Genomic DNA, 14,276 nt, shown 5'->3' with positions numbered 1-14,276 from the left:
GCTCCACCGGCCCGCGAAGGGGACTCACGTGACACGCAAGACGGTGCGTATCGCCATGAACGGCGTGACCGGGCGCATGGGCTACCGCCAGCACCTCGTCCGGTCGATCCTCGCCCTGCGGGAGCAGGGCGGCCTCGACCTCGGCGACGGCACCGTGCTCTGGCCCGAACCGGTCCTGCTCGGCCGGCGTGAGCACGCCCTGCGGGAGATCGCCGAGCGGCACGGCCTGGACCAGGTCTCCACCGACGTGGACGCCGTCCTCGCCGACCCGTCCGTCGACATCTACTTCGACTCCCAGGTCACCTCCGCCCGCGAGGAGGCACTCACGAAGGCGATCGCGGCCGGCAAGCACGTCTACACCGAGAAGCCCACCGCCACCGGCCTCGACGGCGCCCTCGCCCTCGCCCGCCTCGCCCACGACAAGGGCGTCAAGCACGGCGTCGTCCAGGACAAGATCTTCCTGCCGGGCCTGCTGAAGCTGAAGCGCCTCGTCGACGGCGGCTTCTTCGGCCGGATCCTCTCCGTGCGCGGCGAGTTCGGCTACTGGGTCTTCGAGGGCGACTGGCAGCCCGCCCAGCGCCCCTCCTGGAACTACCGCGCCGAGGACGGCGGTGGCATCGTCGTCGACATGTTCCCGCACTGGGAATACGTCCTGCACGAGCTGTTCGGCCGGGTCACCTCCGTCCAGGCCCTCGCCGCCACCCACATCCCCCAGCGCCGGGACGAGAACGGCAAGCCCTACGACGCCACCGCCGACGACGCCGCCTACGGCGTCTTCGAACTCGAAGGCGGCGCCGTCGCCCAGATCAACTCCTCCTGGGCGGTCCGCGTCCACCGCGACGAACTGGTCGAGTTCCAGGTCGACGGCACCGAGGGCTCGGCCGTCGCCGGCCTGCGCGGATGCCGTGTCCAGCACCGCAGCGCCACCCCCAAGCCGGTGTGGAACCCGGACGTCCCCGCCACCGAGGTCTTCCGCGACCAGTGGCAGGAGGTCCCCGACAACGCCGAGTTCGACAACGGCTTCAAGGCCCAGTGGGAGCTGTTCCTCACACACGTCTACGCCGACGCCCCCTACCACTGGGACCTGCTGGCCGGCGCCCGGGGTGTCCAACTCGCCGAACTGGGCCTGAAGTCCTCCGCCGAGGGCCGCCGCATCGTCGTACCGGAGATCTCCCTGTGACCATCCGACTCCCCGCGGCGGACGGCACCCTGCGCACGTACGAGCCGCGCACCGCACCCCTCTCCCTCGCCCCCGGCACCCCCTTCAGCTCCCGCACGGTCTTCTCGGCGGCCCATGTCGTCGCCGACCCGTTCGCCGACGTCTCGCCCGACGCGCCCGCCGCGATCGACTGGGACGCCACCCTCGCCTTCCGCCGCCACCTGTGGTCGCACGGGCTCGGTGTCGCCGAGGCGATGGACACCGCCCAGCGCGGGATGGGCCTGGACTGGGCGGGCGCCGCCGAACTGATCCGGCGCAGCGCCGCGGAGGCGCGCGCGGTCGGCGGCCGTATCGCCTGCGGTGTCGGCACGGACCAGCTCGCCGGGGGCACCCTCGCCCGGATCCGGGCCGCGTACGAGGAGCAGTTCGCGGTCGTGGAGGAGGCGGGCGCCCAGGCCGTCCTCATGGCGTCCCGGGCGCTGGCCGCGACGGCGCAGGGCCCCGAGGACTACCTGGAGGTCTACGGCCACCTCCTGCGCCAGGCCGCCGAACCGGTGGTCCTGCACTGGCTCGGCCCGATGTTCGACCCGGCCCTGGAGGGCTACTGGGGCTCGTCCGACCTGGACGCGGCCACCGGCACCTTCCTGGAGGTGATCGCCGCACACCCCGACAAGGTCGACGGCGTCAAGATCTCGCTGCTGGACGCGCGGCGCGAGGTCGGCCTCAGACGACGGCTGCCGCGGGGCGTGCGCTGCTACACCGGCGACGACTTCCACTACCCGGAGCTGATCGCGGGCGACGACCAGGGCTTCAGCCACGCCCTGCTCGGTATCTTCGACCCGCTGGGCCCGCTCGCGGCCGGGGCGGTACGGGTCCTGGACACGGGTGACGTCCAGGGCTTCCGCGAACTCCTCGACCCCACGGCGGAGTTGTCCCGCCACCTGTTCCAGCCGCCCACCCGCTTCTACAAGACGGGGGTGGTGTTCCTCGCCTGGCTCGCCGGCCACCAGAGCCACTTCGCCATGGTCGGCGGCCTCCAGTCGGCCCGCTCTTTGCCGCACCTCGCCCGCGCCTACGAACTCGCCGACGGCCTCGGCCTGTTCCCGGCCCCGAAGCTCGCGGAGGAACGGATGAAGTCCCTTCTGTCGCTGTACGGGGTGGACCAGTGAGCACGGCGGAACTCGCGCGCTTCTCCGTCAACCAGATGACGGTCAGGCAGCTGTCCCTCCCGGACCTGGTCGACGCCTGTGTCGCGCTGGGCGTCCCCGGGGTCGGCCTGTGGCGGGAGCCGGTGCGGCGGTACGGCGTTCAGGCCGCGGCCAAGCTGGTGGGGGACGCGGGCCTGACGGTGACGACGCTGTGCCGGGGCGGCTTCCTCACCGCGACCGACCCCGTCGAGCGGGCCGAGGCGCTGGGCGACAACCACGCGGCGATCGACGAGGCCGCCACCCTCGGCACCGACACCCTGGTCCTGGTCTCCGGCGGACTCCCCGCCGGCAGCAGGGACCTGCGCGGCGCCCGGGAGCGCATCGCCGACGCGCTGGCCGTCCTCGCCCCCTACGCGGCCGAGCGCGGCGTACGTCTCGCCATCGAGCCGCTGCACCCGATGTACGCGTCCGACCGCTGTGTGGTCTCCACCCTCGCCCAGGCCCTGGACCTCGCCGAACGCTTCCCCGCGCACCAGGTCGGGGTGGCCGTGGACACGTACCACGTCTGGTGGGACGACCAGGCGCCCGCGCAGATCGCCCGCGCGGGCGCGGCGGGCCGCATCCACACCTTCCAGCTCGCCGACTGGACCACCCCCCTGCCCGAGGGCGTCCTCAACGGGCGCGGTCAGCTCGGCGACGGAGCGGTCGACATGCGGGAGTGGAGGAGATGGGTGGAGGCCGCCGGGTACACCGGCCCCATCGAGGTCGAGCTGTTCAACGAGCGGCTGTGGGCACGGGACGGGCGCGAGGTGCTGGCGGAGACGGCGCGGCGGTTCGTGGAGCACGTGATCCGCTAGCGGACCCCGCGGAGGAATTCCCAGAACCGGGTGCAACCATTCCGCCGCCTGCCGTGTCGTAACCGTCGTCGGAACCACGGGGGACCCCGGGGGGAGGGTCGGGTTCCGGCAGGGGAGGGGAACGCCGAGGGGGCGTCCCCGGCCTACTGGGCCGGGGACGCCCCCTCGAAACGTTCCGGCCGTCCCCGCCCTGGGCTCCGGCCTTCCTCGCCCTAGAAGAACACCCCGCAGCGCAGCAGGACGTTCGCGTACGGCCGGGCCTCGCCGGTGCGGACGATCAGCCGGGCCCCGGCCGACAGCTCCTTCAGCCGCTCGTGCGAGACGAGGGACAGCTCGGGGAAGCGGGCCTGAAGCAGCCCGGCCGCCGCCGGATTGGCCGTCCGCACCTCCTGGGCCGCCGTGGCGCCCTCCACCACCAGCTCGGCCAGCAGGCCGTCCAGCACCTCGGCGAAGGACGGCACACCGGCGCGGAAGGCCAGGTCCACCACCCGGGGGCCGTCGGGTATCGGCATGCCCGCGTCGCAGACCAGCACCCCGTGCCCGTGGCCCAGTTCGGCCAGGGCGCCGGAGAGATGACGATTGAGGATCCCCGCCTTCTTCACAGGGCCTCGACCTCCTCCGCCGTCGGGTACGACTCCTGCGCGCCCCGCCTGGTCACGGCCGCCGCGCCGACGCGGGCCGCGTAGGCCGCCGCGTCCGCCAGGTCCGCACCGGAACCGAGCTTCCAGGCCAGGGCGGCCGTGAACGCGTCCCCGGCACCCGTGGTGTCCACCGCGTCCACCGTCACCGACGGCACCCGGGTCGCCCCCGAGCCGTCGGCCACCAGCGCCCCCTCCGCGCCCAGCGTCACCACCACCGAGCGGGGACCCCTGGCCAGCAGCAGCCGGGCCCAGTCCTCGGGATCGTCGCTCGCGCAGGCGTCCCCGAGGACCACCCGTGCCTCGTGCTCGTTGAGGATCAGCGGGTCACACGCCGCCAGCACCTCCGCGGGCAGCTCGCGCGGCGGCGACGGGTTCAGCACGAAGCGACTGCCCGGCGCCAGGTTCCGTACGACCTCCACGACCGTCTCCAGCGGGATCTCCAGCTGCGCCGACACCACCCGGGAGGCGCGCAGGACGCCCGCCGCAGCCCGGACGTCCGCCGGCAGCAGGCGGGAGTTGGCGCCCGGCGACACCACGATGCTGTTGTCGCCGGACGGGTCGACGGTGATCAGCGCGACCCCCGTCGGGGCCCCGCCCACCAGCACGCCCACCGTGTCGACCCCGGCCTCGCGCAGGGAGTCGAGCAGCAGCCGGCCGTGGCCGTCGTCGCCGACCCGCGCCAGCAGGGCCGTGGCGGCACCGAGCCGGGCCGCGGCGACCGCCTGGTTGGCGCCCTTGCCGCCCGGGTGCACGGCCAGATCGCCGCCGAGCACCGTCTCGCCGGCGGCCGGCCGCCGCTCGACACCGATCACCAGGTCGGCATTGGCCGATCCCACGACCAGAAGGTCGTAGTCGTACATCAGTTGACTCCCCTGAGAGATGACGCCAGGCGGGCCGGCCCCGGAAGTGCCCGGGGCCGCCCGCCCGAATCGCCTGTTGTCAGCCGGTGAAGCCGGCCACGTTGTCCTTGGTGACCACCTTCACCGGCACCTTCACCGTCGGGTCCACCTTGTCGCCCTTGACCGCCTTGAGGGCGTTGTCCACGGCGATCTTCCCCAGCTGCGAGGGCTGCTGGGCGACGGACGCGTACAGCGTGCCGTTCTTGACCGCGGTCAGGCCGTCCGGGGTGCCGTCGAAGCCGACCACCTGCACGGACTTGCCGGCCTTGGAGCCGAGCGCCTTGATCGCGCCCAGAGCCATCTCGTCGTTGGCGGCGATGACGCCCTGCACGTCCGGGTGGGCCTGGAGCAGGTTCGACATCACGTCGAGGCCCTTGGTGCGGTCGAAGTCGGCGGGCTGCTGCGCCAGCACCTGGATGCCCGGGTAGGCCTTGAGGCCCTGGGCGAACCCGGCCGCCCGCTCCCGGGCCGCCGACGTGCCCGCCTGGCCCTGGAGGATGACGATCTTGCCCTTGCCGCCCAGCTTCTCGGCGATGGTCTTCGCGGCCAGCTCACCACCGGCGACGTTGTCGGAGGCCACCAGCGTGTCCACGGACGCGTGGTTGACACCGCGGTCCACGGCGATGACCGGGATCTTCGCCTTGTCGGCGGCCTTCACGGAGTTGCTCGCCGCGTCCGAGTCCACCGGGTTGACGATGATCGCGCCCAGGCCCGAACTGGTGAAGTTCTGGAGCTGGTTGGCCTGCTGCGAGGCGTCGTTCTGGGCGTCGGTGACGGTCAGGTCCACACCCAGCTTCTTCGCCTCGGCCTGGGCACCCGACCGGATCTGCACGAAGAAGGGGTTGTTGAGCGTGGACAGGGACAGCCCCATCTTCGGGGTCGTGGACGACGAGGAACCGCCGTGCAGGAAGGAGGTCGCGCCGACGATGGCGACGGTGACCACGGCGGCGAGCGCGTACGTGGCTGCCTGCTTGCCCTTCGGCCCGCCCGTGCCGGCGGCCACCGGGGTCGCCCCGGCCTTGCGGCGGACGGTGTCCAGCAGCACCGCCAGCGCGATCACGACACCGATCACGACCTGCTGCCAGAACGCGGAGACCGAGAGCAGGTTGAGACCGTTGCGGAGCACCGCCAGGATCAGCGCGCCGATCAGCGTGCCGGACGCCTTGCCGGTGCCGCCCGCCAGCGAGGCGCCGCCGATGACGACCGCCGCGATGGCGTCCAGCTCGTAACCGTCGGCGGCCTGCGGCTGCGCCGAGGACAGCCGGGAGGCGAGCACGATGCCCGCCGCGGCGGCGAACAGCCCGGACAGGGCGTAGATCGCGAGCTTCTGCCGCTGCACCCGGAGACCGGACAGCCGCGCGGCCTCCTCGTTGCCGCCGATCGCGTACATGGACCGGCCGATGTACGTCCGCCCCAGCACGAACGCGGCGATGAGTCCCATCACCACCATGACCAGCACCGGCACCGGCAGCCAGCCGCCGAGGGTGTCCCCGAGGTGGGAGACCGAGTCCGGGAAGGCGATGGGGGAGCCCTGCGAGATCACCAGGGCGAGACCGCGGCCCACCGACAGCATGGCCAGCGTCGCGATGAACGGCGGCAGCTTGCCGTAGGCGATGAGGAAACCGTTCACCAGACCGGCGACGATGCCGGTGGCGACCGCCATCAGCACCGCGAGCACCACGGGCACCCCGTGGGAGGTGGCGCTCCAGGCCAGCACGGTCGCCGACAACGCGGCCACCGAGCCGACCGACAGGTCGATGCCCGCCGAGACGATCACGAAGGTCACGCCGAAGGCGAGGATCGCCGTCACGGCCGCCTGGACGCCGATGTTGAGCAGGTTGTCCGTCGTCAGGAAGTCGCCGGACAGCGCCGACAGGGCGATGACCAGGACGATCAGCGCGGTGAGCGCGCCGTTGTCGAGGAGCAGTCGGCGCAGGCCGCCCGGGGCGCCACTCGCGCCCGCCGGCCTCTTGAGCGTGTCAGTGGCCACGGGTGGCCTCCTTGTCGGTGAGGGGGGTGGAGCCGGTGGCGGAGTCCGAGCCGGCGGTCGGGGTGGAGACGGCGAGCGCCATGACGGCGTCCTGGGTGGCCTCGTCGGCCGGGAGTTCACCGGCGATCCGGCCCTGGGCCATCACCAGCACCCGGTCGCTCATGCCGAGCACCTCCGGCAGATCGCTGGAGATCATCAGCACGGCGGCACCGGCGGCCGTCAGCTCGTTGATCAGCTGGTAGATCTCGACCTTGGCGCCGACGTCGATACCGCGCGTCGGCTCGTCCAGGATCAGCACCTTGGTGTCGGCCAGCAGCCACTTGCCGATGACGACCTTCTGCTGGTTGCCGCCGGACAGGGTCCGCACATGCTGCCCGAGGCCCGCCATGCGCACGCCCAGCTGCCCGGCGATCCGCTCGGCGGCGGAGTACTGCGCCTTGCGGTCCACCAGCCCGGCCCGGGTGGCCGACCGTAGGGTCACCAGCCCCAGGTTCTCCGCGACGGAGGCGTCCAGCACCAGTCCCTGGCCCTTGCGGTCCTCCGGCACCAGCCCGATCCCGGCCGCCATCGCCGCGTTCACGTCGTGCCGCTTGAGCTCGGCACCGGAGACCCGCACGACCCCGTGGTCGTACGGGTCGGCGCCGAACACCGCCCGGACGACCTCCGTACGGCCGGCCCCCACGAGCCCCGCGATACCGACGACCTCGCCGGCGTGCACCTCGAAGCTCACGTCGTGGAACACGCCGTCACGGCCCAGCCCCTCGACGGACAGCAGCGCGGCGCCCTGCTCCGGACGCTGACGCGGGTACTGCTGCTCGATGGAGCGCCCCACCATCAGCCGTACGAGCTCGTCCTCGGGCGTCGAGGCGGGCACCTGCCCGACACTGCGCCCGTCCCGGATGACGGTCACCCGGTCCCCCAGGGCGGCGATCTCCTCCAGGTGGTGGGTGATGAAGACGATTCCCACGCCGTCCTCGCGCAGCGACCGCACGATGGCGAAGAGCTTCTCCACCTCCTCCGAGGTGAGCACGGCGGTCGGCTCGTCCATGATGAGCACGCGCGCGTCCAGGCTGAGCGCCTTGGCGATCTCGACCATCTGGAGCCGCGCGATGCCGAGTTCCCGCACGCGGGCCCGGGGCGAGACATCGACCCCGACACGCTCCAGCAGCGTCGCGGCCTCCGCCTCCATCCGCTTCCGGTCGATCATCCCGAACCGGCGCGGCTGCCGGCCCAGGAAGATGTTCTCGGCGACGGTCAGATCGGGAACGAGGTTGAACTCCTGGTAGATGGTGGCGATCCCGAGGCGCTCGGAGTCCTGCGCACCATGGATGCGCACCTCCTCACCGCCTACGAGGATCCGGCCGGCATCGGGGGTGTAGGCACCGGAGAGCATCTTGATGAGGGTGCTCTTGCCGGCGCCGTTCTCACCGAGCAGTACATGGACCTCACCCCGGCGCAGGTCGAAGTCGACGCCGTCGAGCGCGACCACGCCGGGGAAGGTCTTGCGTATGCCCTCGATGCGCAGCAACTCGTCCGGGTTGCTCACGACGTGCTCCTTTGCACTGGGGAGGGGGACTGCGTGGGGGGTGCGGGGGTCTGGGAGGGCACGTGCGTCTCTCCGCAGGAGCGGCGTACGACGAGCCGTGCGGGCAGGGTGACGGAGCGCGGGGTGCGCCCCTCGATCCGGTCGACCAGGGCCCGTACGGCGGCCCGACCCAGCTCACCGGTCGGCTGGGCGATGGCGGTGACCGGCGGATCGGTGTGCACGAACCACGGGATGTCGTCGAACGCGGCCAGCGCGATGTCGTCGGGCACGCGCAGCCCGCGCGCCCGTACGGCGTCCAGGGCGCCGAGCGCCATCAGGTTGTCGGCGGCGAAGACGACCTCGGGCGGCTCCGGCAGATCGAGGAACCCTTCGGTGACCCGCCGCCCGCTCTCCGCCTGGAAGTCGCCCTGCCCGATGTAGACGTCCGGGAGCGAGAGCCCGTACTCGGCGAGCGCGGCCCGGAACGCCTCCACACGCTCACTGCCGGTGGTGGTGGCGGCGGGCCCGGCGATGATGGCGAGCCTGCGGTGCCCGAGCCGGCACAGATGGGCGACGAGGTCCCGTACGGCGGCCTGCCCGTCCGCGCGGACCACCGGAACGTCCACGCCCGGGATCCACCGGTCGACGAACACCATCGGCGTCCCCGCCCGGGCGGCGTCCAGCATCAAGGGCGAACCGCCGTCGGTGGGGGAGACGAGCAGCCCGTCGATCCGCCGGTCGAGCAGGGTCCGTACGTGATGGTCCTGGAGCTCGGGCCGCTCGTCGGCGTTCCCGATGATCACGCTGTAGCCGAGCGCGCGGGCCTCTTCCTCGACGGAACGGGCCAGCTCGGTGAAGTAAGGATTCAGCACGTCGCTGATGACCAGCCCGAGGGTACGGGTCTGATCCGTCCGGAGGGAGCGGGCGACGGCGTTGGGCCGGTAGCCCAGGGCGTCCACGGCCTCCATCACCCGTGCCCGCGCGTCGGCACTGACGGACGGATGCCCGTTCAGCGCGCGCGACACGGTGGCCACGGACACACCCGCCGCAGCGGCCACATCCTTGATGCTCGCCATCGCCGGCCCCACCTCCTCGTGGATCGTGGAATCGATTACATCCCTGCCGTAGGGAGGATTGGAATCGATTACACGGGTCGGAGGCAAGGGGTGCCGGGCGGCCGAGACCCAATCGTGACCGGGGGTGTGCGAGGGGGCCGTCCGCCCCGGCGCCGGACGGACCGCCGGCGACGGGGCGGACGATCAGACCGGAAGGGTTCTCAGAATACAAACCACTCGACCCATAAACGGGCCACTGAAAAGCGAATGACACAAATGAAAAAACGCACTTCCAATGTTTTCCCTGCGTCATGTTCACTCATTTGCCGCGCATCTGGAGGAGAGGGGGCGGCGTTAGCTCGAATATGACGACAGCAAGGTTCCATGGCTTGCCTCACCGCGACGCGAGGAAAGACAGTCTGTCTGCGAGTCGTGTGGCGACGGTGGGAAGGTATATTTACACACCCGGTGTTGCACGCTCGCTGGAGGCGCGTGGCACCTTGCGCGGGGACGGCGTGCGCGTCGAACCCCAGGCCACCGAGTCGCTGCTCCGCGAGTTCCTCACGCTGTTGGAAGCGGTTCAGGAGGAACTTAATCAACGATGGACCGACCAGGCAAACTCTGACTGTCGCGCGGATCGCGTGTGACGGGGGCGGATCTTCATGAATCACGACTATGCGGGTTCCCCCTTCGCCCGGCGTGAACGGTACGCGGACACACCCCCCTACACGGTGGGTACCGTCTGGCACGGCAGCCCCGTCGACGCCCTGGACTCAGCGGCCCTCCTGGTGCCCCCCGACTCGGGCTGGGACCCGGCCGAGGAACTCGCCTACCTCCTCCAGGAGGCCGTTCCGGCCGAGCAGCCGACCGTGGTCCCGCCCCCTCGCGGCGAACCGGCACCCGACTACGCCGACCCGATGGAGAACCTGGCCCGGATCACCGCACAGCTGCCGCCCATCCGGCGCCCTTCCGCCGGGGCCGGACACCGCAAGAGCCGGGTTCGAAAAATCCACGTCAAATGGATGCAGACCGGCAGCTTCGTGATCGCCGCATTCGTTTCTGTCATCGTGGCGATGGTCAGCGTATTCGGCGGAATGGCGGCTTACGGGCCACTGCGGAACATCACGTCGAGCACGAGCGGCGAGATGATCGCCTGGTGGCCCATTCTCGTGTACGGCCCCTGGATGGTGGCTTCCCTCTCCATCCTGCGCAGTGCCTTGCACCAGCGCCGGGCCCTGCACTCGTGGTTCATCGTCCTGCTGTTCTCATCCGTCGCGATGATGCTGTGCGTGGCCCAGGCCGACCGAACGATCACAGGTATCGCCGGCGCCGCCCTCCCCGCATGCGCGTCCCTGGCATGCTTCCAGCAACTGGTCCGTCAAATCACCCTGACGCTCCCCCCGCGCCAGGACAAACCCCGCCACCGCCGCTAGTGCTCCGACCGCACGGTTTCGCCGGGTCGGTGGTCGTGGGCCGCACCAGTTCGGTGCGCCACCGGCGCGCGATGACGCTGCTGGCCTCGGTCGGCGGGAACCGGGTGCCGGTATCGCCCAACTGGTGCGGGCCGACGAGGACACCGTCCGCGAAGTGATCCAGCGGTTCAACGAGATCGGCCTGGCCTGCCTGGCCCCTCGGCGGGCGGGAGGCCGTCCGGACCGCTGAGGCAGTTCACGGTCTGCGCTGGTGCAACACCAACGCCCGCCACCGCGACGTCCCGGCCGCCGAGCGCACGGAACGCGCCCGCATCCGCGGCGAGAAGGGCATCCGCTGGGGCGGACGCCCCCTCACTCCCGCGGCCTGAACTTGGATGGTCCCTCGCGTCACCTTCGCCAGAACAGGTGGTGCGTCACACCACTCGGGCTGGGCACGACGTCCAGGTGGAACCGGTCGAGCAGGTCATCGGGGGACTCCCACAGCCGCAGTCCGGACCCGAGCTTCACCGGCGAGACCGCCACATGCATGGTGTCGACGAGGCCGGCATCAAGGAACTGCCGGATGGTGGTGACCCCGCCGCCGAGCCGGACGTCCTTGCCCTGCGCCGCCTCCCGCGCCCGTTCGAGGACCGTGGCCGGGTCGCCGTCGACGAAATGGAACGTGGTGTCGCGGAGCGTGAACGACGGACGCGTGTGGTGGGTCATGACGAACACCGGGGTGCGGAACGGGGGCTCCACCCCCCACCAGCCGCGCCAGTCATGGTCCTGCCAGGGCCCACGCTGGGGCCCGAACTTGTTGCGGCCCATGATCTCGGCGCCGATGTCGCGTGCGAAGTCCCGCGTGAAGTAGTCGTCGAGGCCCCGGCTCCCCCCGGGATCCGTGCGCATGGGCCAGCTCGCCGTGGCTCCGGCCCAGGCGAACAGCCTCTCGGGATGGTCGTGCCCGAACGGCCGCTCAAGACTCTGGTACTCACCGGCACCGATTCCGTCAATCGACACGTTGAAGTTCATGACTCTCAGCAGTTGATCCACGTGTGTCCTCGTCAGTCCCGTCGCGTCATCGTGCAGCGAGGCGCCGCACATCATGACGTCGAACGGGACGTGGCCGGATCGACAGCGGCCCGCAAGTGGCCGTAAACCGCCGAGGCCCGACCGCGCACCCCTGCCGACGATGCGGACGCAGCCGACCCGAGGGCCCGGTGCCGGGCTGGGCCACCGCTTCCGCGGCCCAAGGGCTACTTGCTCACTCCTCGGTGAACAACTCCGTGGCGTCCGCCGCGTGAACGGCTCGCTGGGCCCAGGTCTCCAACTGGTCGAGGTCTGTGCAGGCGTTCACCCGTTCGCGGACGGCTTCCGGCACGAGGACGCCACGCCATTCCAGGATGTGCAGCACCATCTCGGCCTTGGCCTCCGCCCGGCCTTGTTCCAGCCCCTGCTCCAAGCCCTCCTCCAGGCCCTGCTCCCGTCCTTCTTCCCGTACCTGCTCGGCCAGCGGGTGTCGCCAGAAGTACTGGATCGCCGTCATCAAATCCCTCCACATCTGCTTCGCCTGGGGATCGGCCAGGCATGAGTCGACGAACTGCACGAAGACCGCGGCACTGTCGGGGTCGATGGTCCGCAGGGCGGATGCCAGGGATTCCAGTATGGCCGCCGCCCCCGGCCCACGCCCGTGTGTCATCGCCGACAGCACCGCAAGGGGGACGTCCCGCTCGGCCTGCCGCTCGTCCGCGATCACCGGCACGTTGTCCGGACCCAGCACCAGCGGACGCACCGTCAACGAGTCCCACCCCGAGAACCCGAACCGGATCGGACGCGAGGCCCACTTCGCCGTAGCACTGCTCTGCGTGATCACGATCAGCACCGGCTCGCACCGGTACTTCTCGTACAGGTACGACAGGTAGTACGGCCAGCTGCCCCGCTTACGCTCGTCCACCTTCCCCTGTGACTCCACCACCAGCAGATACGTGCCCTGATCCGTCTCCGCCCGCAGCAACGTGTCCACCCGGCGTTCGACCGGCTCGATCTCCGTCAGGTCCACGTTCAGCGCCGCGATCTCCCGCGGCTCCGGGAACGGCACATCCAGCACCCGCTGTAACGCCCGCGTCAGCAACGCCGGATCCTTCTGGAAGATCCGGTGCAACGCCTCATGCGACGAGCCGACCATCAGCTCTCCTTTCATACGACGTGATCAACGAGCCGGCCCGCCATAAGTTCGCACCACGCGCACTTCCCCCGGTCCCCGAACCACGCCGACGGCTGCCACCCCAGCACTGCGCACAGGCCGTCACCAGCCCCAGCCCCGCCTTCGCCACCTGCCTCGAAGCCCTGAAGAAGGACCAGCACCCCCACCTCCACCCTCAGGCCCCAAAACCCTTCGCACCTCCTCGCCCCGCCCGGTACGGTCTCGGCGTGTTCCCGCCGCGCCGCCGGGCCGAGCCCATCCGGTTCACGTGGCCGCACCGGTCGTCCCACGCTGAGAGCAGGTTCCTTCCATGGCATGTCGTATCAGTGAGCTCGTGCTCGGTTGCCGCGAACCCGAGGTGCTGGCGCGGTTCTGGTGCGAGGTCCTGGACTTCGTGGTGCTGGGACGCGAGGAGGACGGCAGCATCGAGATCGGGCCGCGGGAAGGGTTCGGCGGCGCGCAGCCGACGCTCTTCCTCAGCCGCAGGGCCGAGCCGGAGCCGGGGAAGCCGCGGCTGCACATCGACGTCAACGCCACCGACCGTGATCAGGACGCCGAACTCGAACGCCTCGTGGAGCTCGGGGCGCGTCCGGCCGACATCGGTCAGACCGGCGAGGAGTCCTGGCACGTTCTCGCCGACCCCGAGGGCAATGAGTTCTGCCTGCTCAAGGCCCGCCTCAACCCCCTCTGAGCGCGGCCAGGGAGAGCCGTGGTCCGGCACACCGGCCGACTTCACCCAGAACGCCTCCGTGTGGTCGGCCCGGCGGCCCGCCTGGTAGAAGTGCACGCGGATCACGGGTCCGCCGTAGTGCGCCGGTCCGGAGCCCCGAATCCCGGCGCTCGTGGGCGAGTTGACCGTTCAGAGCCAGAACACGGCGGCGAGGGCGATCAACGTGCCCAGGGCACCGACGCCGCCGAGGATGCCGAAGGCCATGGCGATCTTCACGCTCGTGGGCCGGACCTCCCGCCAGCCCAGCTCCCGGGCCGCGCCACGGATCAGGCGGTGGCCCTCGGCGGAGGAGAAGGAGTACTCCGGTGTGCCGCCCGGGCTCCACGTCCTGGTGACGTACACGCTCCGGCCGACGGACACGGTCCTGCCCAGCCGGACCCCGCCCGGGCCCGCCTCGTACTCGACGGTGCGGACGACGTCGGTCAGCGTGAAGCGCTTCTCCCGCGGGCGGAGCGCGACCCGGTAGGTGTGGACCTGAGCGACGCGGTGCCGGGTCAGGAGCTCCCGCCACTGCGGGGTACGGACGTCGACGGTCAGGTCGAAGCCGTCCGCCGTCCCCTGCAAGCGGTACGGCGTCCCCGCGGCAGCCGCCTCGACGCGGTCCCGCAACTCCTGGGCGGCGGCCCCGTTCCCCTCGGCGTCGGTCATGGGCAGGGA

13 protein-coding genes and 1 pseudogene are annotated in these 14,276 nt (G+C 71.2%); 6 read left to right on the top strand and 8 right to left on the bottom strand.

The window, feature by feature from the left end:
* The first annotated feature begins 28 nt into the window (after window positions 1-28).
* From IE273_RS02705 to IE273_RS02695, 3 genes are read left to right on the top strand one after another with little or no spacing between them, the layout of a single operon-like run.
* Window positions 29-1,180 (top strand): Gfo/Idh/MocA family protein, encoded by a 1,152-nt coding sequence (locus tag IE273_RS02705; protein ID WP_189813479.1) that lies wholly within the window; start codon window positions 29-31, stop codon window positions 1,178-1,180.
* Complete coding sequence (locus IE273_RS02700) at window positions 1,177-2,328, top strand: dihydrodipicolinate synthase family protein (RefSeq protein ID WP_189813478.1); 1,152 nt, start codon at window positions 1,177-1,179, stop codon at window positions 2,326-2,328. Before IE273_RS02705 ends, IE273_RS02700 begins: the two co-directional genes overlap by 4 nt.
* Before the next feature lie 35 nt (window positions 2,329-2,363).
* A complete protein-coding gene (locus IE273_RS02695; protein ID WP_189813713.1) occupies window positions 2,364-3,164 on the top strand; it encodes a sugar phosphate isomerase/epimerase family protein in 801 nt (266 codons plus the stop codon).
* 212 nt (window positions 3,165-3,376) lie between these two features.
* On the opposite strand, the gene rbsD is transcribed toward IE273_RS02695, so the two are convergent.
* The 5 genes from rbsD to IE273_RS02670 form a co-directional block, all read right to left on the bottom strand.
* Window positions 3,377-3,766 carry a D-ribose pyranase gene (rbsD, locus tag IE273_RS02690; RefSeq protein WP_189813477.1) on the bottom strand — a complete coding sequence of 130 codons (390 nt, stop codon included), beginning with the start codon at window positions 3,764-3,766 and terminating at the stop codon, window positions 3,377-3,379.
* The gene (locus IE273_RS02685; protein ID WP_189813476.1) at window positions 3,763-4,665 is read right to left on the bottom strand and encodes a ribokinase; all 903 of its coding nucleotides are present in this window, start codon (window positions 4,663-4,665) and stop codon (window positions 3,763-3,765) included. The genes rbsD and IE273_RS02685 overlap by 4 nt, the downstream gene beginning before the upstream one ends.
* 79 nt (window positions 4,666-4,744) lie before the next feature.
* Window positions 4,745-6,694: an ABC transporter permease/substrate-binding protein gene (locus IE273_RS02680; RefSeq protein ID WP_189813475.1), complete on the bottom strand. Its 1,950-nt coding sequence runs from the start codon at window positions 6,692-6,694 to the stop codon at window positions 4,745-4,747.
* Window positions 6,684-8,240 carry a sugar ABC transporter ATP-binding protein gene (locus IE273_RS02675; protein ID WP_189813474.1) on the bottom strand — a complete coding sequence of 519 codons (1,557 nt, stop codon included), beginning with the start codon at window positions 8,238-8,240 and terminating at the stop codon, window positions 6,684-6,686. The genes IE273_RS02680 and IE273_RS02675 overlap by 11 nt, the downstream gene beginning before the upstream one ends.
* Entirely contained in the window at window positions 8,237-9,295 is a 1,059-nt protein-coding gene (locus IE273_RS02670; RefSeq protein WP_189813473.1) for a LacI family DNA-binding transcriptional regulator, read from the bottom strand. Before IE273_RS02670 ends, IE273_RS02675 begins: the two co-directional genes overlap by 4 nt.
* Window positions 9,296-10,005: 710 nt before the next feature.
* Between IE273_RS02670 and IE273_RS02665 the strand changes: the two genes are divergently transcribed.
* Together IE273_RS02665 and IE273_RS02660 are read left to right on the top strand one after the other, a co-directional pair.
* Window positions 10,006-10,707: a DUF2637 domain-containing protein gene (locus tag IE273_RS02665; RefSeq protein ID WP_189813472.1), complete on the top strand. Its 702-nt coding sequence runs from the start codon at window positions 10,006-10,008 to the stop codon at window positions 10,705-10,707.
* Window positions 10,708-10,745: 38 nt separating this feature from the next.
* Window positions 10,746-10,927: pseudogene (locus IE273_RS02660) on the top strand (helix-turn-helix domain-containing protein); the annotation flags it as partial.
* Window positions 10,928-11,094: 167 nt separating this feature from the next.
* Here the strand turns inward: IE273_RS02660 and IE273_RS02655 are convergent.
* On the bottom strand, window positions 11,095-11,739 hold the full coding sequence (locus tag IE273_RS02655) for a dihydrofolate reductase family protein (protein WP_189813471.1): 645 nt from the start codon (window positions 11,737-11,739) through the stop codon (window positions 11,095-11,097).
* Window positions 11,740-11,950: 211 nt separating this feature from the next.
* Window positions 11,951-12,871, bottom strand: a complete 921-nt coding sequence (locus IE273_RS02650; protein ID WP_189813470.1) for an RpnC/YadD family protein — start codon at window positions 12,869-12,871, stop codon at window positions 11,951-11,953.
* Between the two features lie 328 nt (window positions 12,872-13,199).
* Between IE273_RS02650 and IE273_RS02645 the strand changes: the two genes are divergently transcribed.
* Window positions 13,200-13,580: a VOC family protein gene (locus IE273_RS02645; protein ID WP_189813469.1), complete on the top strand. Its 381-nt coding sequence runs from the start codon at window positions 13,200-13,202 to the stop codon at window positions 13,578-13,580.
* A gap of 168 nt (window positions 13,581-13,748) precedes the next feature.
* Here the strand turns inward: IE273_RS02645 and IE273_RS02640 are convergent, their stop codons facing one another.
* Window positions 13,749-14,267, bottom strand: coding sequence for a hypothetical protein (locus tag IE273_RS02640; RefSeq protein WP_189813727.1), 519 nt, complete (start codon window positions 14,265-14,267; stop codon window positions 13,749-13,751).
* Window positions 14,268-14,276 lie beyond the last annotated feature (9 nt).

This window comes from Streptomyces olivaceoviridis (genome assembly GCF_014650115.1).
Lineage (GTDB): Bacteria > Actinomycetota > Actinomycetes > Streptomycetales > Streptomycetaceae > Streptomyces > Streptomyces olivaceoviridis.
The sequence above is the reverse complement of the archived record's forward strand: the minus strand, read 5'-3'. Positions and strand labels throughout refer to the sequence as shown.

What these genes read in the sequence shown, in the direction of transcription:
- IE273_RS02640 (WP_189813727.1), bottom strand. Translation starts at nt 14,267, where the DNA reads ATGACCGACGCCGAGGGGAACGGGGCCGCCGCCCAGGAGTTGCGGGAC.
- IE273_RS02685 (WP_189813476.1), bottom strand. Translation starts at nt 4,665, where the DNA reads ATGTACGACTACGACCTTCTGGTCGTGGGATCGGCCAATGCCGACCTG.
- IE273_RS02650 (WP_189813470.1), bottom strand. Translation starts at nt 12,871, where the DNA reads ATGGTCGGCTCGTCGCATGAGGCGTTGCACCGGATCTTCCAGAAGGAT.
- IE273_RS02670 (WP_189813473.1), bottom strand. Translation starts at nt 9,295, where the DNA reads ATGGCGAGCATCAAGGATGTGGCCGCTGCGGCGGGTGTGTCCGTGGCC.
- IE273_RS02695 (WP_189813713.1), top strand. Translation starts at nt 2,364, where the DNA reads ATGACGGTCAGGCAGCTGTCCCTCCCGGACCTGGTCGACGCCTGTGTC.
- IE273_RS02645 (WP_189813469.1), top strand. Translation starts at nt 13,200, where the DNA reads ATGGCATGTCGTATCAGTGAGCTCGTGCTCGGTTGCCGCGAACCCGAG.